Below are 24,469 nucleotides of genomic sequence, written 5' to 3' on the forward strand. Positions count from 1 at the left end.
CGCCCGCCGTACGGCCGTCTCCGTGGTGCGGGGCGACCGGGCGGCGGGGAGCATGGAGGGAGACGGGCGGGCACGGCGGGAGGAGGGCACAGTGACGGCCGGTTCCTTCCCGGGGACGGAGGGCCGGGCCGGTGCGCCCTTCGGAGGAAGGGCCGGCGTGCCCTTCGACGGCAGGGGGCTCCTCGACGTCCTCGGCGTGGCGGCGGTCGTCCTGGACGGCCGCGGCCGGATCGTGCTGTGGAGCCCGCAGGCCGAGGAGCTGTTCGGCTACCGCGCCGACGAGGCCCTCGGGCACTACGCGGCCCGGCTGATCGTCGGCCCCGAGCACCGGGACGAGGCGATCCGCCTCTTCCGCGAGGTCCTCACCGAGGGCTCCACCTGGGCGGGCACCTTTCCCGTACGGCACAAGGACGGCACGACCCGGCGCGTGGAGTTCCGCAACATGCGGCTCACCGACGACCTCGGCGATCTGTACGCGCTGGGCATCGCCGCCGACCGGGCGGCCGTCGCCCGCGTGGAGACCGAGCTCGCCCTCTCCGACCGGCTGGTCTCCCAGTCCCCCATCGGGCTCGCCGTGCTCGACACCGACCTGCGCTACGTCCTGGTGAACCCGACCCTGGAGCGGATCGACGGCGTGCCGGCCGCCCGGCACATCGGGCGGCGGATCGGCGACCTGATGCCGTGGCCCGAGGCCGAGGCGCTGGAGGAAGCGGCGCGCACGGTGCTCGCCACCGGCGCGCCGCTGCTCGACCGCCCCGTGGTGGGGCGGGCCTCGAACGCGCCGGACGAGGGCGAGCGCGCCTGGTCGGTCTCCTTCTACCGGCTGGAGGGGGCCGAGGGCCGGATCCTCGGGGTGGCCGCCTCGGTGATCGACGTGACCGAGCGGCACCGGGCGGACGCCGAGGCGGACCGGTCCCGGCGGCGCCTGGCGTTCGTCGCGGACGCCTCGGCCCGGGTGGGCACGACCCTGGAGGTGGAGCGGACCGCCGACGAGCTGGCCGGGGTGGTGGTGCCGGAGCTGGCGGACATCGCCGCCGTCGACGTGCTCGACTCGGTGTTGGCACTGCGCCGGCCGGGCGCCCCCGAGCAGGGGCCCGCGCTCTTCCGGGCGCTGGCGGTGAAGGCCGCGCACCGGACGGAGGCGCTGCCCGCGGCGGACCCGCCGGGGGCGGTGGCCATGTACGGGGAGGACCGGCTGGTCACCCGGTGCGTGCACACGGGCCTGCCGGTCCTGGTGGAGCGGGTGGGGCCCGAGGACCTGCCCCGCATCGCCCGCGACCCCCAGGCGTCGGAGCGGCTGGCCCGGGCCGGGGTCCATTCGTACCTGGCGGTGCCGCTGATCGCGCGGGGCGAGGTGCTCGGCGCGCTCGACCTCAAGCGGGACCGCAACCCGCTGCCGTTCGACCGGGACGACGTGCTGCTCGCGACGGAGCTGGCCGCGCGGGCGGCGGTCAGCATCGACAACGCGCGCTGGTACCAGAGCGTGCGGAACTCGGCGGTGACGCTCCAGCGCAGCCTGCTGCCCGGGAAGCCGCCGGAGCCGGCGGGCCTGGAGGTGGCGGTCCGCTACCAGCCGGCGCAGGCGTCGAGCGAGGTGGGCGGTGACTGGTACGACGTGATCGAGCTGCCCGACGAGAAGACGGCCCTGGTGGTCGGTGACGTGATGGGCAGCGGCATCGACGCGGCGGCGACGATGGGCCGGCTGCGGACGGCCACCTGCGCCTTCGCCGACCTGGACCTCTCCCCCGCGCAGGTGCTGCGGCACCTGGACCGGATCACCGCCGGTCTGGAGCACTACATCGCCACCTGCCTCTTCGCCGTGCACGATCCGCGCCGGGGGCGGCTGCGGATCGCGAACGCGGGCCATCTGCCGCCCGTCCGGGTCCCGGCGGACGGTCCGGCCGAGCTGGTACGGGTGTCGTCGGGCCTGCCGCTGGGGGTGGGCGGCGGGGTGTTCCGTACGGCGCGCGTGCCCTTCCTGCCCGGGGACCTGCTGGTCCTCTACACGGACGGGCTGATCGAGACCCGGGACGCGGCCATCGACGAACGGCTCGCGCTGCTGGTGCGGCTGCTCGACGAGTCGCGCGGGCCGCTGGAGGAGACCTGTGACCGGCTGCTGCGGGCGCTGCGGCGGCCCGGCGCGCCGGACGACGTGGCGCTGCTCGTGGCCCGGAGCACGGGATGAGCGGCCGGGCCCGCCGGCACGCGGCCGGCCGGGGCCGGGGGCGGGGTGCGCGCCGGCCCGTGGGCCCGGAGCGCGGGACGGGCCTGCGGAGCGTGGCGGGGCAGGTCTTCGCCCTGGAGGCGCTGATCGCGCTCCTGGTGATCGTGGCGGCGGTGCTGGTGACGCTCCACCAGGCCCGGCAGGACACCGAGCGGGACGCCCGGATCCGTTCGCTGGCGGTCGCGGAGGCCTTCGCCAAGGCGCCCGGCGTGGACGAGGCGGTGACCTCGCCCGATCCGACGACGGTGCTCCAGGAGCGGGCGGAGCGGACGCGGCTGGCCACCGGGGTCGACTTCATCGCGGTCCTCGACACCGCGGGGCGCCGGTACACGGACTCGGACCCGTCGCTGATCGGCCGCATGGCCACCGGGGACCTGACCCGGGCGTCGGTGGACGGGGAGTCGTTCACGGAACTGTTCCGGGGCGCGCCGAACGACGCGGTGCGGGCCGTGGTGCCCATCGAGGACGACCGGGGCCGGATCGTCGGCATGGTCACCAGCGGCATCGAGGTGGAGAGCATCGCGGAGGCGGTGGAGGGCCGGGTGCCGCTGCTGGCGGGTGCGGCGGCGGGCGCCCTGGTGCTCGCGGTGGGCGGGGCGGCGCTGGTGAGCCGGCGGCTGCGGCGGCAGACGCACGGGCTGGGCCCGGCGGAGATGACCCGGATGAAGGAGCACCACGAGGCGGTGCTGCACGCCGTGCGCGAGGGCGTCCTGATCGTGGGGGCGGACCGGCGGCTGCTGCTCGCGAACGACGAGGCGCGGCGGCTGCTGGGCCTGGGCGCGGAGGCGGAGGGGCGGCACGTCTCGGAGCTGGGTCTGGATCCCCGTACGGTCGAACTCCTGGAGTCGGGCCGGACGGCGACGGACGAGGTCCACCGGGCGGGTGACCGGCTCCTCGCGGTGAGCGTGCGGTCCACGGTCCCGGACGGCACCGCCTCGGGGAGCGTGATGACGATGCGGGACACCACCGAGCTGGCCGCGCTCTCCGGCCGGGCGGCGGTGGCGCGGGGGCGGCTCCAGCTGCTGTACGAGGCGGGGGTGCGGATCGGGACGACCCTGGAGGTGGTGCGGACGGCCGAGGAGCTGGCGGAGGTCGCGGTGCCGCGGTTCGCGGACTTCGTGACGGTGGAGCTCCTGGAGCCGGTGCTGCGCGGGGAGGAGCCGCCGCCCGCGGAGGCTGGCGCGGCGGAGATGCGGCGGACGGCGCTGAGCGGGCTGCGGCCGGAGCAGCCGCTGCAGCCGGTCGGGGACATGGTGCGGTTCCAGGTGCCGAGCACGCCGATGGCGCGGGCCCTGGCGACGGGTCACGCGGTGGTGGAGGCGGAGCTGGCGTCGGCGGAGGGCTGGCGGGCGCAGGATCCGGAGGGGGCGGCGCAGGCGCTGGCGTACGGGATGCACTCGCTGCTGACGGTGCCGCTGCTCGCCCGGGGGGTGGTGCTGGGGATGGCGAACTTCTGGCGGGCGGACACCCCCGAGCCGTACGGGGAGGAGGATCTGTCGTTCGCGGAGGAGCTGGCGGCGCGGGCGGCGGTGGCGATCGACAACGCCCGCCGGTTCACGCGCGAGCACGCGATGGCGGTGACGCTGCAGCGGAGCCTGCTGCCGCGGGTGCTGCCGGAGCAGAACGCGGTCGAGGTGGCGTACCGCTATCTGCCGGCGACGGCGGGGGTGGGTGGCGACTGGTTCGACGTGATCCCGCTGCCGGGGGCGCGGGTGGCGCTGGTGGTGGGGGACGTGGTGGGGCACGGGCTGCACGCGGCGGCGACGATGGGGCGGCTGCGGACGGCGGTGCACAACTTCTCGACCCTCGATGTGCCGCCGGATGAACTCCTGGGCCATCTGGACGAGTTGACGGGGCGGATCGACGAGCAGGGGGCTGCGGAGGCCGAGGGCGGGAACGGCCGGCGGCGGGAGGAAGGCATCACCGGCGCCACCTGCCTGTACGCGATCTACGACCCGGCGTCGGGGCTCTGCACGATGGCGAGCGCGGGGCATCCGGGTCCCGCGGTGGTGGGCCCGGACGGGCGGGTGGAGTTCCCCGCGCTGGCGCCGGGGCTGCCGCTCGGGCTCGGGCTCGGGGAGGCGCCGTTCGAGGCGACGGAGCTGCGACTGGCGGAAGGCAGCAAGCTGGTGCTCTTCACGGACGGTCTGCTGGAGGACCACGGCCGGGACCTGGACACCGGGTACGGGCTGCTGGGGTCGACGCTGGCCTCCCCCGACCGGAGCCCGGAGCAGACCTGCGCGGACGTCCTGGCCACCCTGCTGTCCCCGGCGCCCCGGGACGACATCGCGCTTCTCGTGGCGCGGACCCGGCTGCTCGACCGGGAGCGGATCGCGGAGTGGGACGTGGTCCGCGACCCGTCGGCGGTGTCGCCGGTGCGGAACGCGGCGGCGGAGAAGCTGGCCGACTGGGGCCTGGAGGGCCTGGCGTTCACGGCGGAGCTGATCCTGAGCGAGCTGATCACGAACGCGGTGCGGTACGGGGCGGACCCGGTGCGGGTGCGGCTGCTGTACGACCGGCGGCTGATCTGCGAGGTCTCGGACGGCAGCAGTACCTCCCCGCACCTGCGGCACGCGGCGACGACGGACGAGGGCGGCCGGGGCCTGTACCTGGTCGCGCAGTACGCGGAGCGGTGGGGCACCCGGTACGGGCGCCGGGGCAAGACGATCTGGGCGGAGCTGTCGGTGGGGCCGCAGGGCGCCGAACCGGAGGTGCCGACGCCCGACCTGGACGCGCTGGAGGACCTGGCCTGGTGAGGCGGGCCGTGGCCGGTGCCGTCGGGCCCGGCCTCGTGCGGCCGGGCCCGTTGGATCAGCCGAGTTCCCTCAGGGCGGTGCGGACGGCCGCGAGGTCCTCGTCGGAGGCGAGTCCCGCGTGGTAGAGCCGGAGTTCGGTGGCGCCGTCGGCCCGGGCCCGCCCGGCGTCCGCCGCCAGCCGCGCGGGGGCGCCGCCCATGCCGGTGACGACGGGGAGGTTGGCGGCGAGGACGGTGCCGGGGCGGGCGTGGGCGGCGAAGGCGGCGACCTTCGGCGGGCGGGCGACCACCCCGTCGGCGAGGCCCAGGACGTGGGCGGGGTCGGTGCCGGCGTCGGCGCCGCAGCGGTACGGGTCGGGGTCGGCGTGCAGGAGGACGCGGAAGCCCGGCGGGGCGGCGGCCCGTACGGCGGCGACGGCGGCCTCCTGGAAGGAGCGGGCGGTCCGGGCACGCCAGGTGAGGGCGGGGGCTTCCAGGTCGCCGAGGGCGCCCGCGGGGCCGGTGCCGGCCCAGACGGGGGCGAGGGCGCGGCGCACGGCGGCGGCGAGTTCCTCCGGGTCGGCGCCCTCGGTGGCGTACCCCTCCTGGCAGTGGGGGCAGAAGCAGAGGGACAGCAGGTACTGCTCGCGGTCGCCGCCGAGGGCGACGCCGGAGGTCTTGTCGTGGGCGTGGAGGTGGGCGAGGCCGTACCAGCCGCAGGACTCCAGTTCGGTGCCGGCCGCGCCGGGGCGGACGGCGGCCTCGGCGGCGAGGCCGACGAGCAGGGCGCGGACGTCGGGGCGGGCGATGCAGGGGGCCCAGGGGTAGCGGTCGCCGTGGGCGTTGACGACGGAGGTCTCGGGGTGTGCGGCGCCGAGGCGGGAGTTGTGGGCGAGGACGACCCAGCTGTGGACCTCCAGGCCGGTGGCGGCGAGGGCTTCGGCGGCCCGGCCGTAGGCGTCGCCGGAAGCCCAGTCGCCGGCCGGGAAGGGGCGCAGGGCGCGGCCGGCCCAGCGGGCGGGGTCCGGCGGGTAGAGCACGGCGGCGTGTTCGGCGGTGACGACGCGGTGGGCGGGGTGGCGGGGGCTGAGGGCGCGGGTGGAGTGGTAGGCGGCGGCGAGGGTGACCTGCTCCAGGCCGAGGCCGGCGAGGAGGTCGGGGGCGGCGGGGTCGCCGTCCACGTCCCAGGGGTAGAGGAAGGCTCCGGTTCTCACGCGCCGGTCTCCTTCAGGAGGGCCCGGCCGTCGTCGAGGAGGCGGGCGAGGGCGTCGAGGTGGGCGGGGGCGGGTTCGCTGAGCGGGGGCCGGACGGGGCCGACGTCGAGGCCGCCCATCCGGACGGCCGCCTTGACGAGGGAGACGGCGTATCCGCGGCCCTGGGAGCGGAGTTCGACGAGGGGGCGGTAGAAGCCGTCGATGAGCCGGCGGACGGTGGGCTCGTCACCGGCGGCGAGGGCGCGGTGGAAGGCGAGGGCGAGGTCGGGGGCGAAGCAGAAGACGGCGGAGGAGTAGAGGCGGACGCCGAGGGCCCGGTAGGCGGGGCCGGTGAGTTCGGCGGTCGGCAGCCCGTTGAAGTAGAGCAGGTCCAGGCCCTCGGCGCGGACGGCGCTGACGATCCGCTGCATCAGGTCGAGGTCGCCGAGGCCGTCCTTGAGGCCGACGACGCCTTCGGTGCGGGCGAGGGCGACGGCGGTGGCGGGGGTGAGGACCGCGTTGTCCCGCTGGTAGACGATGACGTCGAGCGGGGTGGCGGCGGCGAGTTCGGTGTAGTGGCGGAGCAGCCCGGCCTGGTCGGGGACGACGAGGTACGGGGGCATGGCGAGGAGCCCGTCGGCGCCGGCCTCCTCGGCGAGCCGGGCGTAGCGGATCGCGAGGGCGGTGCCGTAGCCGGTGCCGGCGACGACGGGGACGCGGCCCGCGGTCTCCTCGACGGCGGCGGCGACGCAGACGTGGAACTCCTCCGGGGTGAGGGCGTGGAACTCGCCGGTGCCGCAGCAGGCGAACACGGCGGCGGCGCCCGCCTCGACACCGGCCCGGACGTGGGCCCGGAAGGTGTCGAGGTCGACGGAGCCGTCCGGTCCGAAGGCGGTGACGGGGAAGAACAGCAGGCCGTCGAGCCGGTCGGCGAGCGGGGCAGTGGTCACGGGCGCTCCCAGAGAAGTCCGTCGTGCACGTTTATGACTGTCATCCATATGCATGAACGCTGACCTCCCGCACGCTAGAACAGCCCCGATCGGCCGGTCAAGGAGCGAACCCGCCGTATCGCGGAGTCTTGACGCCCTGTCGGCCCGCTCCCTAGCGTGTCCATGGATGTGAATGGCGCTCAGAATGACGCCCTTTCATCCGCGCACGGCCGCTCACCGGCCTTCCGGCGCACCCGTCCCACGGCCGCTCGACGGAGGAGACCGCTCCATGCCCGCACCCCGCACCCTCCTGCTCACCGGCGCCGCCGGCGGCGTCGGCACGCTGATGCGGGAGCTGCTGCCCGCGTACGGATACGAGCTCCGCCTCCTCGACGCCGTCCCCGTCCCCGGCGCCCCGGACGCGATCGTCGCCGACCTCGCGGACCGCGCGGCCCTGCGCGAGGCGGTCCGCGGCGCCGACGCGGTCGTGCACCTCGCCGGCATCTCCCTGGAGGCCGAGTTCGAGAAGATCGTGGCCGCCAACATCACCGGCCTCCACCACCTCTACGAGGCCGTCCGCGAGGAGGGCGTGCCGCGCGTCGTCTTCGCCTCCAGCAACCACGCCGTCGGCTTCACCCGGCGCCCGCGCGAGGGCGAGCCGCCCGTCCCCGTGGACACCCCGCACCGGCCCGACACCTTCTACGGCCTCTCCAAGTGCTTCGGCGAGGACCTGGCCCAGCTCTACTGGGACCTCCACGGCGTGGAGACGGTCTCCGTCCGCATCGGCTCCTGCTTCCCCGAACCCACCTCGGTCCGCATGCTCTCCATGTGGCTGAGCCCCGCCGACTGTGCCCGGCTGCTGCACGCGGCGCTCACCGCCGAGGGCGTCGGCCACACGGTGGTGTACGGCTCCTCGGCCAACACCCGCACCTGGTGGGACCTCTCCACCGCCCGGGCGCTCGGCTACGCGCCGCGGGACGACTCCGAGGAGTTCGCCGGGAAGCTGATCGCCGAGAAGGGCCTGCCCGAACCCGGGAGCGCCGACGACCTGTACCTGGGCGGCCACTTCTGCGTGAACCCGCCGCGCTGGCCGCACTGAGCCCGGCGCGCGGCCCGCGCGGCGGTGGTTACTCAGGCCCGGCCGGACGATACGGGGGGATCCGGCCGGGGCCCGGGTCACGGTCGCGCTGGCAGACCGGACCCGCTCACGGTAGGCGCCCGCGAAGATCATCGCGATCCCCGGAACGCGGCCCCTGTCCGGATAACGCGACCGGTGGGTGCGCGGGCGCGCACGCCGGGGCGCACACCTCCTGGATCAGCGCCCCGCGCGCAGGGTCCGGGACGGCGGCTCACCGAACTTCTCGCGGTAGCGGGCGGCGAACCGGCCCTGGTGCGTGAAGCCCCAGCGCCAGGCCACCTCGCCCACGCTCACCTCGTCGGGCGCCGCCGCCCGCAGCTCCTCCCGCACCCGGTCGAGCCGGACCTCCCGTACGTACGCCATCGGGGACATCCCCACGTACTCCCGGAACGACTCCTGGAGCCGGCGCACGCTCACCCGGGCGAGCGCGGCGAGTTCGGTGGTCGTGAACGGGTGTTCGGGGCGCTCGCGCACCGCGTCCATGGCGCGCTTGACCGGGGCCGGGCGGCGCGGCTCGCCCGGGTGGGCCAGGGCTTCGCGCCAGGGGTGCTCGGCGGCCAGCAGCAGCCCGTTGAGCAGCGCCTCCTGCAAGGGGCGCGCCACCAGCTCGTGCCGGGCCAGGCCGTCGCCCGCGAGCGCCTCGTAGGCCACCTGGCGGGCGAGGCGCACCCAGCTGAGGCCGGGGCCGCGCGAGATGTCCAGGCGGGGCGCGAAGGTGAGCGCACCGCGCGGCGGGGTGCCGAGCAGCCGCTCCAGGCGGTCGCGGAGTTCGGCCGCGCCGACCTTCACCGACAGGGTCCGGCAGTCCCCGGTCCAGCGGTCCAGGAAGGTGTCGCCGGCCGGGTCGAGGAGCAGCGCCTCGGTGGTGGTGGCGACGATCGGGCCCGCCCCGCCCTGGCGCATCTCCATCCGCCCGCTCAGCGGCGCGTTGACGTGGTACGCCCCCAGTTCGCCGAAGCTCATGCGCACGTCGGCCCCGCAGCTGAGGTCGCCGATGACCAGCGGCCCCAGCGCCACGGTGTCGAAACGCGCGGCGAAAGGGCGCCGGTCCCGTTCGACGACCGCCATCCGGCTGACGTAGTAGCGCGCGTCGAGTTCCTGGCGCGCCTCGTCGACGTCGCGTGTCCGAAAAGAGCTCCCACCCACAGCACCCACAGTCCGAAAGAATATTCATATGACGGACCTGACCGGGAACGGCGGGATGCCCGCGACGGCCCGGCCCCGGCCACGGCCGGCCGTCACCGGGGTGGCCGAAAACGGCGAAGGTAAGGGAACGGCAAAGGCGTCCGGATCGTTAGCCCTCACATGACCGCTATGACCCCCGGCTCGAACATTCCTCTCACCGCCGTGCGCGTGGCGGTGGACGTCGCCGCGCCCGTCCGGCTCGACGTCTCGGGCCTGCTGCTCGGCGCCGACGGCAAGGTGCGCTCGGACGACGACTTCATCTTCTACAACCAGCCCTCCGGCCCCGGTGTCACCTACCGGGGCGGCGGCGGCACCGCCCCCGACGCGATCCTGGTGGACACCGGCGCCCTGCCCGCCGGCGTCGAGCGGGTGGTCGTCACCGCCAGCCCGGACGCCGCCGGCCAGACCTTCCAGGGCATCGAGCCCACGGCCACCCTGCGCAACGCCGACGACGGCACCGTGCTCGCCACCTTCACCCCGCCCCGCCTGGGCACGGAGACGGCCCTGGTCGTCGTCGAGGTCTACCTGCGCAACGGTGCCTGGAAGGCCCGCGCCGTGGGCCAGGGGTACGCCGACGGGCTCGCCGGCATCGCGACCGACTTCGGTGTCAGCGTGGACGAGGAGCCGGCCGCCGCTCCGGCCGCGGCCCCCGTCACCCCGGCCGCCCCACCGGCGCCGCCCGCCCCGCCGGCGGCTCCCCCGGTGGACCCGCGGGTCACCGCCCCCGCTCCCCCGGCCCCGGCCGCTCCCCCGGCGGCCCCCGCCGCCACCGGCAAGATCAACCTGGACAAGGGCCGGGTCAACCTCCAGAAGAACCAGACCGTCTCCCTGGTCAAGGGCGGCCGCCCGCTGCTCTCCCAGGTCAAGATGGGCCTCGGCTGGGAGCCCGCCTACCGGGGCAGGGACATCGACCTGGACGCCTCCGTCATCGCGTACGGGCCGCAGCGCAACCACCTGGACAGCTGTTACTTCGGCAGGCTGTCCATCCTGAACGGGGCGATCAAGCACTCCGGCGACAACCTCACCGGCGAGGGCGCGGGCGACGACGAGGTGATCGTGGTCGACCTGGGCCGCCTCCCCGCCGAGGCCACCGGCCTGGTCTTCACCGTGAACTCCTTCTCCGGCCAGAAGTTCACCGAGGTCGCCAAGGCCTACTGCCGTCTCATGGACGCGGCCACCGGCGAGGAGCTGGTCCGCTTCGACCTGACCACGGCCGAGCCGCAGACCGGCGTCATGATGGCCAAGCTCATCAAGCAGTTCTCCGGCGAGTGGGAGATGACGGCGATGGGCGAGTTCGTGAAGTCCCGCACGGTGCGGGGCATGGTGAAGCCGGCCGCCCAGTCCCTCTGAGGGGGCGGGCCGGGCGGCCGGGTGACGTTCCCCTACGCGAACAGGGCGCTGTAGGCGTTGAGGGCGGGCTGGCCGCCGAGGTGGGCGTAGAGCACGGTCGAGTCCCGGCCGATCTCCCCGCGCTCCACCAGGTCGATCAGGCCCGCCATCGACTTCCCCTCGTAGACGGGGTCGGTGACCATCCCCTCGGTGCGGGCGGCCAGCCGCATCGCGTCGAGGGTGGCCTCGTCCGGGACGCCGTACACGCCCGCGTGGTACCGCTCGTCGAGTTCCACGTCGGCGGCCGTCACCTCGCGTTCGACGCCGATGAGGGCGGCGGTGCCCCGGGCGATCCGGGTGATCTGCTCGCGGGTGGCGGCGGGCTCGGCGGAGGCGTCGATGCCGATGATCCGGCGGGCCGGGCCGCCCTCCTCGGCGAGCGCGGCGAAGCCGGCGACCATGCCGGCCTGGGTGGAGCCGGTGACCGAGCAGACGACCACCGTGTCGAAGAAGACGCCGAGTTCCCGTTCCTGCTCGGCCACCTCGTAGGCCCACCGGGCGAAGCCGAGGCCGCCGAGGGGATGGTCGGAGGCGCCGGCCGGGATCGCGTACGGCTTCCCGCCGGCCTCCTCGACCTCCGCGAGCGCCCGCTCCCAGCTCTCCTTGACCCCGATGCCGAAGCCGGCCCTGACCAGGCGCACGTCGGCGCCCGCGAGGCGGCTGATCAGGATGTTGCCGACCTTGTCGTAGACGGCGTCGGGCCAGTCGACCCAGCTCTCCTGGACGAGGACGCACGACAGTCCGGCGCGGGCGGCGACGGCGGCGACCTGGCGGGTGTGGTTGGACTGCACGCCGCCGATGGAGACCAGGGTGTCGCAGCCCCGGGCCAGGGCGTCGGCGACGAGGTACTCCAGCTTGCGGGTCTTGTTGCCGCCGTAGGCGATCGGGGAGTTGCAGTCCTCCCGCTTGGCCCACAGCGTCGCCCCGCCGAGGTGGTGGGTGAGCCGGTCGAGGGAGTGGACCGGCGAGGGCCCGAAGAGGAGCGGGTAGCGGTCGAAGTCGGTGATCGGCACGGGGTCTCCCGGGGAGTGGAGGGACGGCCGCGGACGGGTTCCCGGGCGCGGGGGACGGGGGGTTCCGGGTTCCGGCGGCGGGGCGGGACTGTGGGACAGGTGAAGGGTGGGACGGATCAGACGGGCCGTAGGGACGGCGTACCGCTCCGGCGGGCCGGGGAGGCCTGAGGGGTACGGCCCCGGCGGCGCCGCCCGGCGGCCGGACGCGGTGCCGGCCGGCGGGGGTACGGCTCCGGGCGCGGAGCGGGCGGCCGGGCGGCGCCCCGGGCTCGGGCGGTGGCCTACGGCGCGGCGGGCGCGGGGATGCCGGTGACGTCGGCCACCTCGGTGGCCTCGTCCGCGAGCTGTTCCAGGGCCGCCCAGATCTCGGTGGTGACCCGCACCGCGGCCTCCGCGTCGCCCGCCTCACAGGCGTCGATGAGGCGTGTGTGCAGCTCGGCGGAGCCGCAGCTGCCCGCGTCGCCGAAGAGGCGCCGTTCGACGCGCCGGATCAGCGGGGTGTAGCGGGCGATGGTGGCGGCGGCCGCGTGGTTGCCGCTGGCGACGACGAGGACCTGGTGGAGGGCGTCGTCGGCGTCCAGGGCGGCCTCGACGTCCGAGTCCCGGACGGCGGCGGCGAACCGCTCGTTGGCCTCGCGCATGGTCCGGATGCCTTCGGGGCCGAGGAGCGGCACGCCGGTCCTGGCGGCGAGTTCGTGCATCACCCGCACCACCGAGGCGGCGTCGCGCACGATCCGGCTGACCGGCCGGGTGACCCGGGTGTAGCTCTGCGGCTTGGTCTCGACGAGCCCCTCGTCGCAGAGCCGGGCCAGGGCGTCGCGTACGGGAGCGCGCGAGAGCCCGAGCCGTTCGGCGAGGTCGGCGTCCTTGAGCGGGGCGCCCGGGGCGAGGTCGCCGCGCACGATGGCCTCGCGCAGGGACTCGTACGCCCGGTCGCGCAGCAGGGTCCGGCCCACGGGCCGCAGTGCGTCCATGGACTGACATGTTAGATGTCGGTCCATGGACTGGCCAGGGTCCAACGTCCCTGGTCCGGGCGGTCGTTCAGCGGCGCGGCTGGCGCCGCCAGGGGCCGGTGATCGCCACCATGATGCCCGGATTCTGGACGCAGGCGAAGAGGGTCGCGCCGTCGGGCGAGAAGACGACGCCGGTGAACTCGCTGTCGTTGAGGTCGTTGCGGGCGATCGGGTAGGTGCGGCCCGACCCGGTGGCGCCGAAGAGGTGCTGGACGCCCTCGCCGTCCTCGGCGATGACGAGTCCGCCGTACGGCGAGACGGTGATGTTGTCCGGGCCGTCGTAGGCGCCGTCCTCGTCGGGGGCGGCGTTCACGCCGAGCAGCACCTTGAGGGTGAGGGTGCGGCGCTTGGGGTCGTAGAACCAGACCTGGCCGTCGTGGGAGGCGCCCGGGGACTCCTGCCGCGCGTAGGAGGAGACGACGTACGCGCCGCCGTCGGCCCACCACATGCCCTCCAGCTTGCGGGCGCGGGTCACCTCGTGCGGGCCGAACTGCTCGCGGACGGGGGTGGTGCGGGCGTCCCGGTCGGGCACGTCGACCCAGTCCACGCCGTAGACCGTGCCGATCCGGGTGGCTCGCGAGAGGTCGTCGACGAACCGGCCCCGGGAGTCGATGCACCGGAAGGCCTGGAGCACGCCGGCGTCGTCGGCGAGGGTGCGCAGCTTCCCGCGCCCGTGCTCGAAGCCGCGCGGCGGCACCCAGCGGAAGAGGAGGCCGTTGGGCTTGGCGGCGTCCTCGGTGAGGTAGGCGTGGCCGCGCCGGGGGTCGATGACGACGGCCTCGTGGTCGTAGCGTCCGAAGGCCTTGACCGGCCGCGGGTCGCGGTTGGCCCGGCGGTCGTACGGGTCGACCTCGAAGACGTACCCGTGGTCCCTGGTCATGCCGTTGACGCCGGCGAGGTCGGAGTTCTCCTCGCAGGTGAGCCAGGTGCCCCAGGCGGTGCGCCCGCCGGCGCAGTTGGTGGAGGTGCCGGCGATGCCGACCCACTCGGCGACGGTTCCGTCGCGGTGGACCTCGACGACGGTGCAGCCGCCCGCCGCGGCGGGGTCGTAGACGAGGCCGTCGGTGAGCGGGACGGGGTGGGTCCACCGGGAGCGCGGGCCCTTGAGCTCGTGGTTGTTGACCAGGTACGTCGTGCCGCGCGGGCCCGCGAAGGCGGCGGTGCCGTCGTGGTTCGAGGGCGTGAACTCGCCGCTCTCCAGGCGGGTGACGCCGCTGCGGGTGAGGATCCGGTAGGTGAAGCCCTCGGGCAGCGCGAGCAGGCCGTCCGGGTCGGCGACGAGCGGCCCGTAGCCGAGCCGGTGGGCGTGCCCCTTGCCGTCGTCCTCTTCGCGGCCGGTCCCGTGACCGTCCGGCTCGTCGGCGGCCAGTGCCTCGGGGGCGGTGGCCAGCGCCCCGACGGCGCCGGTGAGGACGAGTCCCGCCCCGGCGCCGGCGGACCGCCGGGTGAAGTCTCTGCGGTTGAGGGCCATGGTGTGCGCGCTCCCCTGTGGTGTCCGGTGTCGCGCGCCACCCTTCCGGGCCCGCGCGAACTCCGTCTGAACTCCACCGGAACGCCCGCCCCACGCGCCGTCGGACCCCGGGGGTCCCCGCCCGCTCAGGCTCCGGCGCTCTGCCCGCCCGTGCGCGAGCGGGCCTTGAAGGCGGCCTTGCGGGCCTCCTTCGCCGCGCCCTTGTCCCGGTGCAGGCGGCCCATCGCCTCCAGGACCTCGGCCGTCGCCGGGTGCTCGACCCGCCAGGCCGCCTCGAAGAAGCCGCTGTGGCGGCCCGTCAGCCCCTCGACGAGTTCCTGGACCTCCGCGAGGTCGCCGTCCGCGTCCAGCTGCGCCGCGATCGTGTCGATCGCCAGCCAGAAGATCATGGACTCCGGGGGTGCCGGCACGTCCCCCGCGCCGCGCTCGGCGAGCCAGACCCGGGCGAGGCCGCCGAGCTGGGCGTCGTCCAGGACCTCCCGGACGGCCGGCTCCGCCTCCGGGCCGACGAGGGCGAGCGCCTGCTGGCAGTGGAGGCGCCGCAGCGGCGAGGCCGGGTCGGTGCCCCGGGCGGCGGCGAGGAGTTCGCGGGCGGCGGCCACGGGGGCGCGCCCGGCCAGCCAGGCGGTGGTCTCGGCGCGGGCGGCGGCCTCCGGGTAGCCGGTGATGCCGTCGAGGAGGACGTCGGCGCCCTTGCCGGCCAGGTCGCCGACGGCGGGCGCGTCCACGCCGGCCTCCAGCATCCGGGCCCGCACGCCGTACAGACCGAGCGGGGTGAGCCGGACCATGCCGTACCGGGTGACGTCCTCCTCGTCCACCGGCGGCGCGGGCTCCTCGCCCTCCTCGGCCATGAGGGCCTCGTCCACGGGCCGGTAGTCGACGAGCCCGATGGGTTCGAGCAGCCGGAACTGCTCGTCCAGGCGCATCATCGCGTCGGAGACCCGCTCCAGGACGTCGTCGGTGGGTTCGCCCATGTCGTCGGGGACGACCATGGAGGCGGCGAGCGCGGGCAGCGGGACCGGGCCCTCGCCCGGTCCGCCCTCGCTGACGGTCAGCAGGTAGAGGTTGCCGAGCACGCCCTCCAGGAACTCGGTCTCGGCGTCGGGGTCCCAGTCGAGCGACGCGAAGTCGACGGCCCCGTCCTCGCCGAGCATCTCCTCCAGGTCGTCCACGACGGGGACGACGGCGTCGGAGAAGACGGCGTCGAAGCCGTCCAGCCAGAGCGCGAGGACGTCCTGCGGGGAGCCGCCGGTGACGACCGCCAGGTTCTCGCCGGGCGCGGCCCTGCCGGGGGTGTCGGTGTCCTCGGCGTCCCCGTCCTCCTCGATGTCCACGAGGCCGGTGTCGACGGCGAGCCGCCAGGCGTCCCCGGCGAGGAGTTCGGCGTCCTCCTCGTCCGCGATGCCGAGGACCTCGACGGCCTCGGGGAGCTGCTCGTCGGCGAGCTCGCCGCCCGCGCCGACGCGGGTGGCGGGCCCGGCCCAGCGGGCGAGGCGTACCGCGTGGGCGAGGAGGGGGGCGGCCAGGGCGTCCCGCGCCAGCTCCGCGTCCGAGGGCAGCCGAACGGGGGGAAGGGTGGGGTGGTCCGCTGCCATGGGGAAGGTCTCCTCGACGCGTACGGGATGGGATGACGGGACGGGCCCGCGCGGCGCGGGCGGTCCTCAGCGTAGACGCATCCGGGACGGTGTCCGCCGGTTCACCGGCCCGTCGCCCTTCGTACACCCGTCGACTCTTGACAAGTGCACCTTCCAGCCAAGAGATTGACGCGCGTAGAACCCCTTTGTCTTTTCTCCAAGCACCCTCGGAGCCCTTTCATGTCTTCCTCCATACCGAGATCCGCCGCCGTCTCCGCGGTCGTGGCGGCCGCCCTCGCCGCCGGGCTGCTCGCCGGTTCGTCGAGCGCCGTCGCGGAGGACGCCGCCACCGTCCGCGTCCACGACATCCAGGGCACCACCCGTCTGTCGCCGTACGCGGGCAAGCAGGTCACGGGCGTCACGGGCGTCGTCACCGGCGTCCGTACGTACGGCTCGCGCGGCTTCTGGATGCAGGACCCCGAGGCGGACGCGGACCCGGCGACGAGCGAGGGCATCTTCGTCTTCACCAGCTCCGTCCCGACCGTCGCGGTCGGCGACGCCGTCCGGGTGAACGGCACGGTCACCGAGTACGTCCCCGGCGGCCTGAACTCGGGCAACCAGTCCCTCACCCAGATCTCCCGGCCCTCGGTCACCGTGGTGTCGAAGGGCAACCCGGTCCCGGCCCCGGTGACGATCGCCCCCTGGTCCGTCCCGGACGCCTACGCACCGGCGGGCGACCCGGCCGCGGGCGGCTCGGTCAACGGCCTGACGCTGGACCCGGAGACGTACGCCCTGGACTACTACGAGTCCCTGGAGGGCACCAACGTCCGCGTCGGCTCCTCGCGGGTGGTCGGCGCGACCGACCCGCACGCGGAGCTGTGGGTGACGGTGAAGCCGTGGGAGAACCGCAACGCGCGCGGCGGCACGGTCTACGGCTCGTACACCGCGCAGAACACCGGCCGGATCCAGATCCAGTCGCTGACCCCGCTCGCCCAGCAGCCCTTCCCGAAGGCGAACGTGGGCGACTGGCTGACCGGCACCACCGAGGGCCCGCTCGACTTCAACCAGTACGGGGGCTACACCCTGACGGCCCGCACCCTCGGCACGGTCGAGGACAGCGGTCTGGAGCGCGAGACCACGGCGAAGCAGCACAAGAACGAGCTGGCCGTGGCGACGTACAACGTCGAGAACCTGGACCCGACCGACCCGCAGGAGAAGTTCGACGCGCTGGCGAAGGCCGTCGTGAAGAACCTCGCCTCGCCGGACATCCTGGCCCTGGAGGAGATCCAGGACGACAACGGCGCCAAGAACGACGGCACGGTGACGGCCGGTCTGACGCTGAAGAAGTTCACGGACGCGATCGTGGCGGCCGGCGGCCCGGCGTACGAGTGGCGCTCGGTGGACCCGCAGAACAACAAGGACGGCGGCGAGCCCGGCGGCAACATCCGTCAGGTCTTCCTCTTCAACCCCGAGCGGGTCTCCTTCACGGACCGCGCGGGCGGCGACGCCACCACCCCGACCACCGTGACCGGGACGAAGGGCCGCGCGGCCCTGTCGGTCTCGCCGGGCCGGATCGACCCGGCGAACGCGGCCTGGGACAACAGCCGCAAGCCGCTCGCGGGCGAGTTCGTCTTCCGCGGCCGCACGGTCTTCGTGATCGCCAACCACTTCGGCTCGAAGGGCGGCGACGAGTCCCTGACGTCGCACCGCCAGCCGCCGAACCGCCCCTCCGAGGCGAAGCGGCTGCTCCAGGCGCAGGCGGTCAACGCCTTCGTCAAGGACATCGTGGCGCTGGAGAAGCAGGCCGACGTCCTCGTCGTCGGTGACATCAACGACTTCGAGTTCTCCGCGACGACCGAGGCCCTCACGGAGGGCGGGGTGCTGTACCCGGCGGTGAAGTCGCTGCCCCGCCCGGAGCGCTACTCGTACGTCTTCCAGGGCAACAGCCAGGTCCTCGACCAGATCCTGACCAGCCCGGGCGTGCACCACTTCACCTACGACAGCGTGCACATCAACGCCGAGTTCGCGGAGCAGGACAGCGACCACGACCCGCAGGTGCTGCGCTTCCGCCCGTAGCGGCGGCACCCCGGCACATGCCGGGGCCGGGCCGCCGCCCGTCATGGCGGCGGCCCGCTACGCGCCCGGGCTCAGGCTGAGCGCGGGCGCGTACCGGCGCACCCGGCTGCCGGTGAGGCCGGGGTGGCGGTGGACCGCCGTCCAGGCCTCGCCGAGCGGTCCCTCGCCGGACAGCCAGTCCTCGTGCGCCCGCCCGCTCGCCCACTCGGCGAGGTTGAGGACCCGGGTGCCGTCGGCGGAGAGGTGGAAGTGGGCGCCGATCCCGCCGTGGGCCGGCCGCTTCCCCGCGTCGTCGGCCAGGGCCGCGCACACGGCGTCCACCCAGGCCCGCTGCCGTGCGGCGTCGGCGCCCGCGAACTCCGCCTCCACGGCCACCAGGACCCCGGGCACGGCCCCCGCGCTCGCCGGGTCGAGCGGGACGGAGCGGTAGGGGGGCGCGTAGTGGTGGAGCACGACCCGTTCGATCCCCGGCACGGCCGCGTCGATCTCGGCGTTCCGGCCGTCCCGGTGGGTGCGCACGAAGTCGTGGTAGGCCTGCTCGTCGGTCCACTGCGAGTGGTGCAGCAGCGTGTCCCCGTCGGTGCCGGTGTGGACGCTGTACGACAGCAGGCGCGGGTCGGGCCACGGCCGGCTCTCCCAGGCGGTGCGGATCGCCTCGACGGCGGCGCGCTGCCGTTCGGGGGTGCCGACCCTCCAGGTGCTCACCAGGACCCGGCCGGTGCCGGGGCGGGTCAGGTCGGGGCGGGCGTGGGGGTGCGCGACGGTGTTCACGGGGTCTCCTCGGAGCGGTCGGGGCCGTTCACCGGGAGGGGCCTCCCGGGCACGACCCACCCTCGTACCTCGACCAAAGTTGAGGTCAAGGCCGGCATGGCACACTTCCGGCCATGATTCTCCGACCGGCCACCCGCGCCGAACTCCCCGAGGTCCTCGCCCTGCTGGCCGGCGAGGAGACCGTCGTCGATCCCGCCTCGGTGGTGGTCACGGAGGCGTACGAGCGGGCCTTCGCGGCCATCACGGCCGACCCGCGCAACGAGCTGCTGGTCCTGGTGGACGGCGGCCCGGTCCTCGGCTGCCTCCAGGCCACCTACATACCGGGGCTCGGCAAGGGCGGCGCGGAGCGGGCCCTGTTCGAGGCGGTCCGGATCCGGGCCGACCGCCGGGGCGGCGGTCTGGGCCGTGACCTGATGGAGCGGGCCGTGGCGCGGGCGCGCGGCCGTGGCTGCGCGCTGGTCCAGCTGACCAGTGACAAGCGGCGGGAGGCAGCCCACCGCTTCTACGCCTCGCTGGGGTTCGCGCGCAGCCACGACGGCTTCAAACTGGCCCTCTGACGGCCCGGACCTCAGCCGAGCAGGTGCCCGCCGCCGTCGACCAGAAGCACCTCGCCGGTGATGTACGAGGAGTGGGCGAGGTCGAAGACGGCCCCGGCGATGTCTTCGGGGCGGCCGATCCGGCGCAGCGGTACGGCGCCCGCGACGTGCTCCTTGGCGGCGTCGGCGCCTTCGACGCCGTCGAACCAGGGGGTGTCGACGAAGCCGGGGGCGACCGCGTTGACCCGGATGTCGGGGCCGAGGGTCTTGGCGAGGAGCTTCGTCAGGTGGTTCACGGCGGCCTTGGAGACGGCGTACGGGATGGAGCTGCCGCCGGGCCGGACGCCCGCCTGGGAGGAGACGGTGACGATGCTGCCGCGGGCCTTCCGCAGGTGCGGGACGGCGGCGGTGACGGTCTGCCAGACGCCGAGGACGTTGACGTCGTAGAGGTGGCGCCAGACCTCGGGGGTGGCGGCCGCCAAGTCCTCGTGCGGGATGAACCGGGTGGTGCCGGCGCAGGTGACCAGGTGGTCGAGGCGCCCGAAGGTCTCCACGGTCCGCTCCACGAGGGCGGCGGCCTGGACCTCGTCGGAGACGTCGGCCCGGAAGTAGGCGGCGCCGGGCAGTTCGGCGGCGATCCGCTCGCCGGCCTCCGCGGAGCGTGCGGAGTTGACGGCGACCCGGATGCCGGCCGCGGCGAGCCGGCGGGCGACGGCGGCTCCGATGCCCGAGGACGAGCCGGTGACGAGTGCGACGCGCTGTTCGCTCATGCTGTGGTGTTCTCCATGTCCCCCTGTCGCGCCGGGCCGATCATGCCAGAGACCCGTCGTTCAGCGGAACTGAATCCTCGGACCAAGCAGATCTAAGTGGACCTTCACGGTCGCGGCCGCCCAGACTCTCCGCATGAGCACTGAACGCCCTTTCGGCCGCGCGCTCTGCGCGATGATCACCCCGTTCACGCCCTCCGGCGACCTCGACCCGGACCGGGCGGGCGAGCTGGCGGTCCGGCTCGTCGCGGAGGGCTGTGACGGGCTGGTCCTCAACGGCACCACCGGCGAGTCCCCGACCACCTCGGACGCCGAGAAGGCGGCACTGGTCCGCGCCGTGCGCGCGGCCGTCGGGCCGGACGTGCCGCTGCTGACGGGGGCCGGGACGGCCGACACCCGGCACACGGTGGAGCTGGCGCGGCAGGCCGAGGAAGCGGGGGCGGACGGGCTGCTCGTCGCCTCCCCGTACTACAGCCGGCCGCCGCAGGCCGCGGTGGAGACGTACTTCCTGCGGGTGGCGGACGCGACCGGGCTGCCGGTGGTGGTGTACGACATCCCGGGCCGCACCGGCACCCGGGTCGAGCCGGCCACCTTGCGGCGCCTGGCGGAGCACCCGCGGATCGTGGCGGTGAAGGACTGCTCCTACGACCTGTACGCCGCGGGCCGGCTGATCGCGGAGACCCCGCTCGCCTACTACTCGGGCTGCGAGGAGCTGAACCTGCCGCTGTACGCGCTCGGCGGCGCGGGCTTCATCAGCACGGTGGCCAATGTGGCGCCCCGCCGGCTCCGGGAGGTCCTGGACGCCTTCGACGCGGGCGACACGGCCCGGGCGGCCCGGCTCCACGCGCGGACCCTGCCGCTGGCCGAACTGATGATGGCCTCCGGCCTGCCGGGCACCGTGGCGGTCAAGGCGCTGCTGGGCGGAACGGTGCGCGAACCGCTGCAGCCCGCCGACCGGCCGGCGGTCGACGGGCTGCGGGCTGCGTACGAGGCCCTGGCTCAGGCGGAGTCGGTGGTGTAGGTCCGGCCGAGGAGCGCCGCGTGCTCCAGGACGTCCTCCAGCGGGTCGTCGATCTGCCCCGTGTGGAGCGAGAGGCTCGGCCCGTTGGTGACCGCGGGTCCCTGGTGGGTGTGGGTCTCGTCGGCCCGGGCCGCCCCCGCCGGCAGCAGTACCACCGCCGCCGTGAGCAGTCCGGCGATCGTGGGCCTGGTCCTCATGTCGACTCCTCGTTGATCCGTTCAGGTGACCCCGCGCCTTGTTAACGCGGAGTCACCGGATCAGTTGTGGCTGTGGAGGATGTCGTTCAGGCCGCCCCAGACCGCGTTGTTCGGGCGGGCCTCGACGGCGCCGGTGACCGAGTTGCGGCGGAAGAGGATGTTCGAGGCGCCGGACAGCTCGCGGGCCTTGACGATCTGACCGTCGGGCATGGTGACGCGGGTGCCCGCGGTCACGTACAGGCCGGCCTCGACGACGCACTCGTCGCCGAGGGCGATGCCGACGCCCGCCTCGGCGCCGATCAGGCAGCGCTCGCCGATGGAGATGACGACGTTGCCGCCGCCGGACAGGGTGCCCATGGTGGAGGCGCCGCCGCCGATGTCGGAGCCGTCGCCGACGACGACACCGGCGGAGATGCGGCCCTCGACCATGGAGGTGCCGAGGGTGCCCGCGTTGAAGTTGACGAAGCCCTCGTGCATGACGGTGGTGCCGGCGGCCAGGTGGGCGCCAAGGCGGACCCGGTCGGCGTCGGCGATGCGGACGCCGGCGGGCACGACGTAGTCGGTCATGCGGGGGAACTTGTCGATCGAGGTCACCTGGAGGTGAAGGCCCTCGGCGCGGGCGTTGAGCCGGACCTTCTCGACGTCGTCCACGGCGACCGGGCCGAGCGAGGTCCAGGCGACGTTGGCGAGGAGGCCGAAGACGCCGTCCAGGCTCTGGCCGTGCGGCCTGACGAGCCGGTGGCTCAGCAGGTGCAGGCGCAGGTAGGCGTCGTGCGCGTCGAGCGGCTTCTCGTCGAGCGAGGCGATGACGGTGCGGACGGCGACCACCTCGACGCCCCGGCGGGCGTCCACGCCGAGGGCCTTGGCGGCGCCCTCGCCGAGGGCGTTCACCGCCGCCTCGGGGGAGAGGCGCTCGGTGCCGGCGGGGCCGGGCGCGTCGGTCAGCTCGGGAGCGGGGAACCAGGTGTCGAGAACGGTGCCGTCACCGGCGAGGGTGGCGAGGCCGGCGGCGACGGCGCCGGTGGTGCGAGGAGCAGTGGTCATGACGGAAAACCTAACCGGCGGGGCCCCGCGCGGGCCAACCGGTCTCAGGAGTCGGTCCGCTCCTCCGGCGGTTGCGACGAACCGCCGGCCGGCCGGTTCGGTCCTTCCTCCGGTCCGCCGGCGCCCCGGTCGCCCGCCTCTCCCCGTCCCGCCGCGGACGGATCCTCGCGCAGGACGCGGGTGAGCATCTCGCGCGCGTACCCCTCGTCGTACCGGCCGCCGGTCAGGAGGACCTGGAGGCAGATGCCGTCCATGAGGGCGATCGCGGCGCGGGCGGTGGAGGGGTCGGTGCGACGCTCGAGCACCGCGGCGACGGCCTCGGTCCACTCGGCGGCGACCGGGCGCAGGGCGGGGCGGCGCAGGGCGGCGAGGTAGAGCTCGTACTCCAGCTCCGTACCCGCCCGCGCGCCGTCGAGCCATTCCGCCAGGAGCCCGGCGAGGGCGGGGGCGAGGCCGGCCGCCGGGTCCGCCAGGGCCGGGTGCGCGCGCAGCCGCCGTCCGAAGCCCTCGCAGGCCTTGCGGAGCGCGGCGACGAGCAGTTCGTCGAGGGAGGCGAAGTGGTACGTGGTGGAGCCCAGCGGCACGTCGGCCTCGGCGGCGGCGGTGCGGTGGCTCAGGCCCGCGATCCCCCGCCGGGCGACCACCCGCAGGGCCGCGTCGACGATCCGTGCGCGCCGCTCGGGGTCGTGGCGGCGGGCGCGGGCCATCAGTGCGCGCCCCCGAGGTTGAGGACGACGACCCCCGCGATGATGAGCACGATCCCGGCGATCTTGGCGAGGCTGAGGGTCTCGCCGAGGAAGAGGACGCCGAGGGCGGCGACGGCGGCGGTGCCGGCCCCGGACCAGATGGCGTACGCGGTGCCGACCTGGAGCGTCTTGAGGGCCTGAGCGAGGAGCGCGAAGGCGACGACGTAACCGACACCCGTGATCACCGAGGGCCAGAGCCGGGTGAAGCCGTCGCTGTACTTCATGGAGGTGGTGGCGAGGATCTCCGCCACGATGGCGCCCGCCAGCAGTGCGTATCCCATGGGGACGAGCGTATCGGCGTATGTGTACGACCGTACACATCGGCTGCCGATACGGTGTCCCGCATGACGTACCCCCCTGCTCCTCCGCCCTACGGCTACGGCGGCTACCCGCCCCCGCCGCCGAAGCCCGGCGTGATACCCCTCGCGCCGCTCGGCCTCGGCGCGATTCTCTCCGGTGCCTTCGGCACCTTCGGCCGCCACTGGAAGCAGCTGCTCGGCCTCGCGGCCGCCGTCTACGGTGGAGCCATCCTGCTCGTGGGGGCCGCCCTCCTGCTCGCGTTCGCCGCCGTGGGCGATCTCTTCCCCGCGGTCTTCGACACCCCGGACGGCCAGGAGCCGCCCTGGGACGACGTCCGGCCGCTCCTCTTCGCCTTCGTCTGCGTCTGGATCGCCGGGACGCTCGTCGTCCTCTGCGCGAACGCGGTGATGGCCGCCGCCTGCCCCGCCGTGGTCCAGGAGGCCGTCCTCGGCCGCTCCCTCACCTTCGGCGCGCTCTGGCGCCGCTCCTGGGCCCGCATGCCCTCCGTGCTCGGGACGGTGATCCTCACCAGTCTCGCCCTCGCGGTGCCCCTGCTGCTCATGCTCGTGGCCTTCGTCGGCATGGTGATCGGGATGATCGCCTCCGTGGACACCGCCTCGGGCCTCTCGGACAGCGAGGGGTGGACGGTGGCCCTGATCGCGCTGGCGACCGCCCTGCTCGTCACCCCGCTCGCGCTGTGGATCTGGGTGAAGTTCAGCCTGGCCCCGGCGGCGGCCGTGATGGAGGGCCAGGGCGCCTTCGCCTCGATGCGCCGCTCCTCCGACCTCGTCCGCGGCTCCTGGTGGCGCGTCTTCGGCATCCTGCTGCTCGTCGGGCTGATGACGACCGTGGTCAGCTGGCTGATCCAGCAGATCCTGTCCCTGGTCGTCTCCACGCCGCTGGCCGGCCTGGACTTCTCGGACGGCGAGCCGGCCACGGTGATCGCCGCCGTCGTCGTGGTGGTGGCCGTGATGCTCCTCGGCCAGCTGGTCAGCCAGGTGATCGTCTCCGTCTTCCCGCCCCTGGTGACGGCCCTGCTCTACGTCGACCAGCGCCTGCGCAAGGAGAACCTGGGCCCGGAGCTGGCCCGCGCGGCGGGGTACTGAGCCCGCGACGGCGTACGGGAACGGCCGCGCCCTTCCGCAGGG

Annotated in this window: 21 protein-coding genes; 8 read left to right on the forward strand and 13 right to left on the reverse strand. The window is 74.8% G+C overall.

What is annotated here, in order from left to right:
• The first annotated feature begins 91 nt into the window (after positions 1-91).
• A complete protein-coding gene (locus ABTY40_RS07375; protein WP_352058625.1) occupies positions 92-2,185 on the forward strand; it encodes a SpoIIE family protein phosphatase in 2,094 nt (697 codons plus the stop codon).
• Positions 2,182-4,980 carry a SpoIIE family protein phosphatase gene (locus ABTY40_RS07380; protein WP_352058626.1) on the forward strand — a complete coding sequence of 933 codons (2,799 nt, stop codon included), beginning with the start codon at positions 2,182-2,184 and terminating at the stop codon, positions 4,978-4,980. Before ABTY40_RS07375 ends, ABTY40_RS07380 begins: the two co-directional genes overlap by 4 nt.
• 55 nt (positions 4,981-5,035) lie before the next feature.
• Here ABTY40_RS07380 and ABTY40_RS07385 read toward each other — a convergent pair whose 3' ends face one another.
• Positions 5,036-6,172, reverse strand: a complete 1,137-nt coding sequence (locus ABTY40_RS07385) for a hypothetical protein (RefSeq protein WP_352058627.1) — start codon at positions 6,170-6,172, stop codon at positions 5,036-5,038.
• Positions 6,169-7,101 carry a 5-dehydro-4-deoxyglucarate dehydratase gene (locus ABTY40_RS07390; protein WP_352058628.1) on the reverse strand — a complete coding sequence of 311 codons (933 nt, stop codon included), beginning with the start codon at positions 7,099-7,101 and terminating at the stop codon, positions 6,169-6,171. The genes ABTY40_RS07385 and ABTY40_RS07390 overlap by 4 nt, the downstream gene beginning before the upstream one ends.
• A 268-nt stretch (positions 7,102-7,369) precedes the next feature.
• Between ABTY40_RS07390 and ABTY40_RS07395 the strand changes: the two genes are divergently transcribed.
• A complete protein-coding gene (locus ABTY40_RS07395) occupies positions 7,370-8,179 on the forward strand; it encodes an NAD-dependent epimerase/dehydratase family protein (protein ID WP_352058629.1) in 810 nt (269 codons plus the stop codon).
• 216 nt (positions 8,180-8,395) lie between these two features.
• Here ABTY40_RS07395 and ABTY40_RS07400 read toward each other — a convergent pair whose 3' ends face one another.
• Positions 8,396-9,373 (reverse strand): AraC family transcriptional regulator, encoded by a 978-nt coding sequence (locus ABTY40_RS07400; RefSeq protein WP_352058630.1) that lies wholly within the window; start codon positions 9,371-9,373, stop codon positions 8,396-8,398.
• Between the two features lie 150 nt (positions 9,374-9,523).
• Between ABTY40_RS07400 and ABTY40_RS07405 the strand changes: the two genes are divergently transcribed.
• On the forward strand, positions 9,524-10,753 hold the full coding sequence (locus ABTY40_RS07405; protein ID WP_352058631.1) for a TerD family protein: 1,230 nt from the start codon (positions 9,524-9,526) through the stop codon (positions 10,751-10,753).
• A gap of 32 nt (positions 10,754-10,785) precedes the next feature.
• Here ABTY40_RS07405 and ABTY40_RS07410 read toward each other — a convergent pair whose 3' ends face one another.
• From ABTY40_RS07410 to ABTY40_RS07425, 4 genes are all read right to left on the reverse strand, one after another.
• Positions 10,786-11,805: a 1-aminocyclopropane-1-carboxylate deaminase gene (locus tag ABTY40_RS07410; protein ID WP_352058632.1), complete on the reverse strand. Its 1,020-nt coding sequence runs from the start codon at positions 11,803-11,805 to the stop codon at positions 10,786-10,788.
• A gap of 281 nt (positions 11,806-12,086) precedes the next feature.
• On the reverse strand, positions 12,087-12,779 hold the full coding sequence (locus ABTY40_RS07415; protein WP_352058633.1) for a GntR family transcriptional regulator: 693 nt from the start codon (positions 12,777-12,779) through the stop codon (positions 12,087-12,089).
• A gap of 67 nt (positions 12,780-12,846) precedes the next feature.
• Positions 12,847-14,289: an alkaline phosphatase PhoX gene (locus tag ABTY40_RS07420; protein ID WP_352058634.1), complete on the reverse strand. Its 1,443-nt coding sequence runs from the start codon at positions 14,287-14,289 to the stop codon at positions 12,847-12,849.
• 125 nt (positions 14,290-14,414) lie between these two features.
• Positions 14,415-15,884, reverse strand: coding sequence for a hypothetical protein (locus ABTY40_RS07425; protein ID WP_352058635.1), 1,470 nt, complete (start codon positions 15,882-15,884; stop codon positions 14,415-14,417).
• A gap of 219 nt (positions 15,885-16,103) precedes the next feature.
• On the opposite strand from ABTY40_RS07425, the gene ABTY40_RS07430 reads away from it, so the two are divergent.
• Positions 16,104-17,939 carry a DUF8508 domain-containing protein gene (locus ABTY40_RS07430; RefSeq protein WP_352058636.1) on the forward strand — a complete coding sequence of 612 codons (1,836 nt, stop codon included), beginning with the start codon at positions 16,104-16,106 and terminating at the stop codon, positions 17,937-17,939.
• Between the two features lie 57 nt (positions 17,940-17,996).
• On the opposite strand, the gene ABTY40_RS07435 is transcribed toward ABTY40_RS07430, so the two are convergent.
• Entirely contained in the window at positions 17,997-18,710 is a 714-nt protein-coding gene (locus ABTY40_RS07435) for an antibiotic biosynthesis monooxygenase (protein ID WP_352058637.1), read from the reverse strand.
• Between the two features lie 113 nt (positions 18,711-18,823).
• Here ABTY40_RS07435 and ABTY40_RS07440 point away from each other — a divergent pair, with 113 nt between their 5' ends.
• Entirely contained in the window at positions 18,824-19,267 is a 444-nt protein-coding gene (locus ABTY40_RS07440) for a GNAT family N-acetyltransferase (RefSeq protein ID WP_352058638.1), read from the forward strand.
• 11 nt (positions 19,268-19,278) lie between these two features.
• On the opposite strand, the gene ABTY40_RS07445 is transcribed toward ABTY40_RS07440, so the two are convergent.
• Entirely contained in the window at positions 19,279-20,016 is a 738-nt protein-coding gene (locus tag ABTY40_RS07445; RefSeq protein WP_352058639.1) for an SDR family NAD(P)-dependent oxidoreductase, read from the reverse strand.
• 133 nt (positions 20,017-20,149) lie between these two features.
• On the opposite strand from ABTY40_RS07445, the gene dapA reads away from it, so the two are divergent.
• Positions 20,150-21,034, forward strand: coding sequence for a 4-hydroxy-tetrahydrodipicolinate synthase (gene dapA, locus ABTY40_RS07450; RefSeq protein WP_352058640.1), 885 nt, complete (start codon positions 20,150-20,152; stop codon positions 21,032-21,034).
• Here the strand turns inward: dapA and ABTY40_RS07455 are convergent.
• From ABTY40_RS07455 to ABTY40_RS07470, 4 genes are read right to left on the reverse strand one after another with little or no spacing between them, the layout of a single operon-like run.
• On the reverse strand, positions 21,013-21,231 hold the full coding sequence (locus tag ABTY40_RS07455) for a hypothetical protein (RefSeq protein ID WP_352058641.1): 219 nt from the start codon (positions 21,229-21,231) through the stop codon (positions 21,013-21,015). The two genes, dapA and ABTY40_RS07455, sit on opposite strands and share 22 nt — an antisense overlap.
• A gap of 60 nt (positions 21,232-21,291) precedes the next feature.
• Positions 21,292-22,275, reverse strand: coding sequence for a 2,3,4,5-tetrahydropyridine-2,6-dicarboxylate N-succinyltransferase (gene dapD, locus ABTY40_RS07460; RefSeq protein WP_352058642.1), 984 nt, complete (start codon positions 22,273-22,275; stop codon positions 21,292-21,294).
• 44 nt (positions 22,276-22,319) lie between these two features.
• Positions 22,320-22,982, reverse strand: coding sequence for a TetR/AcrR family transcriptional regulator (locus ABTY40_RS07465; RefSeq protein WP_352058643.1), 663 nt, complete (start codon positions 22,980-22,982; stop codon positions 22,320-22,322).
• The gene (locus tag ABTY40_RS07470; RefSeq protein WP_352058644.1) at positions 22,982-23,302 is read right to left on the reverse strand and encodes a DMT family transporter; all 321 of its coding nucleotides are present in this window, start codon (positions 23,300-23,302) and stop codon (positions 22,982-22,984) included. The genes ABTY40_RS07465 and ABTY40_RS07470 overlap by 1 nt, the downstream gene beginning before the upstream one ends.
• A 63-nt stretch (positions 23,303-23,365) precedes the next feature.
• On the opposite strand from ABTY40_RS07470, the gene ABTY40_RS07475 reads away from it, so the two are divergent.
• Positions 23,366-24,427, forward strand: coding sequence for a DUF7847 domain-containing protein (locus tag ABTY40_RS07475; RefSeq protein ID WP_352058645.1), 1,062 nt, complete (start codon positions 23,366-23,368; stop codon positions 24,425-24,427).
• Positions 24,428-24,469: the final 42 nt, after the last annotated feature.

The sequence above is a fragment of the Streptomyces sp. NPDC126503 genome (assembly GCF_040302405.1).
GTDB classification, from domain to species: Bacteria; Actinomycetota; Actinomycetes; order Streptomycetales; family Streptomycetaceae; genus Streptomyces; species Streptomyces gulbargensis.

Excerpts from the sequence above, each read along its gene's own strand:
- ABTY40_RS07380 (WP_352058626.1), top strand. The coding sequence starts at position 2,182 with ATGAGCGGCCGGGCCCGCCGGCACGCGGCCGGCCGGGGCCGGGGGCGG.
- ABTY40_RS07395 (WP_352058629.1), top strand. The coding sequence starts at position 7,370 with ATGCCCGCACCCCGCACCCTCCTGCTCACCGGCGCCGCCGGCGGCGTC.
- ABTY40_RS07405 (WP_352058631.1), top strand. The coding sequence starts at position 9,524 with ATGACCGCTATGACCCCCGGCTCGAACATTCCTCTCACCGCCGTGCGC.
- ABTY40_RS07415 (WP_352058633.1), bottom strand. The coding sequence starts at position 12,779 with ATGGACGCACTGCGGCCCGTGGGCCGGACCCTGCTGCGCGACCGGGCG.
- ABTY40_RS07420 (WP_352058634.1), bottom strand. The coding sequence starts at position 14,289 with ATGGCCCTCAACCGCAGAGACTTCACCCGGCGGTCCGCCGGCGCCGGG.
- ABTY40_RS07425 (WP_352058635.1), bottom strand. The coding sequence starts at position 15,884 with ATGGCAGCGGACCACCCCACCCTTCCCCCCGTTCGGCTGCCCTCGGAC.
- ABTY40_RS07430 (WP_352058636.1), top strand. The coding sequence starts at position 16,104 with ATGTCTTCCTCCATACCGAGATCCGCCGCCGTCTCCGCGGTCGTGGCG.
- ABTY40_RS07440 (WP_352058638.1), top strand. The coding sequence starts at position 18,824 with ATGATTCTCCGACCGGCCACCCGCGCCGAACTCCCCGAGGTCCTCGCC.
- ABTY40_RS07445 (WP_352058639.1), bottom strand. The coding sequence starts at position 20,016 with ATGAGCGAACAGCGCGTCGCACTCGTCACCGGCTCGTCCTCGGGCATC.
- dapA (WP_352058640.1), top strand. The coding sequence starts at position 20,150 with ATGAGCACTGAACGCCCTTTCGGCCGCGCGCTCTGCGCGATGATCACC.
- ABTY40_RS07455 (WP_352058641.1), bottom strand. The coding sequence starts at position 21,231 with ATGAGGACCAGGCCCACGATCGCCGGACTGCTCACGGCGGCGGTGGTA.
- dapD (WP_352058642.1), bottom strand. The coding sequence starts at position 22,275 with ATGACCACTGCTCCTCGCACCACCGGCGCCGTCGCCGCCGGCCTCGCC.
- ABTY40_RS07465 (WP_352058643.1), bottom strand. The coding sequence starts at position 22,982 with ATGGCCCGCGCCCGCCGCCACGACCCCGAGCGGCGCGCACGGATCGTC.
- ABTY40_RS07470 (WP_352058644.1), bottom strand. The coding sequence starts at position 23,302 with ATGGGATACGCACTGCTGGCGGGCGCCATCGTGGCGGAGATCCTCGCC.
- ABTY40_RS07475 (WP_352058645.1), top strand. The coding sequence starts at position 23,366 with ATGACGTACCCCCCTGCTCCTCCGCCCTACGGCTACGGCGGCTACCCG.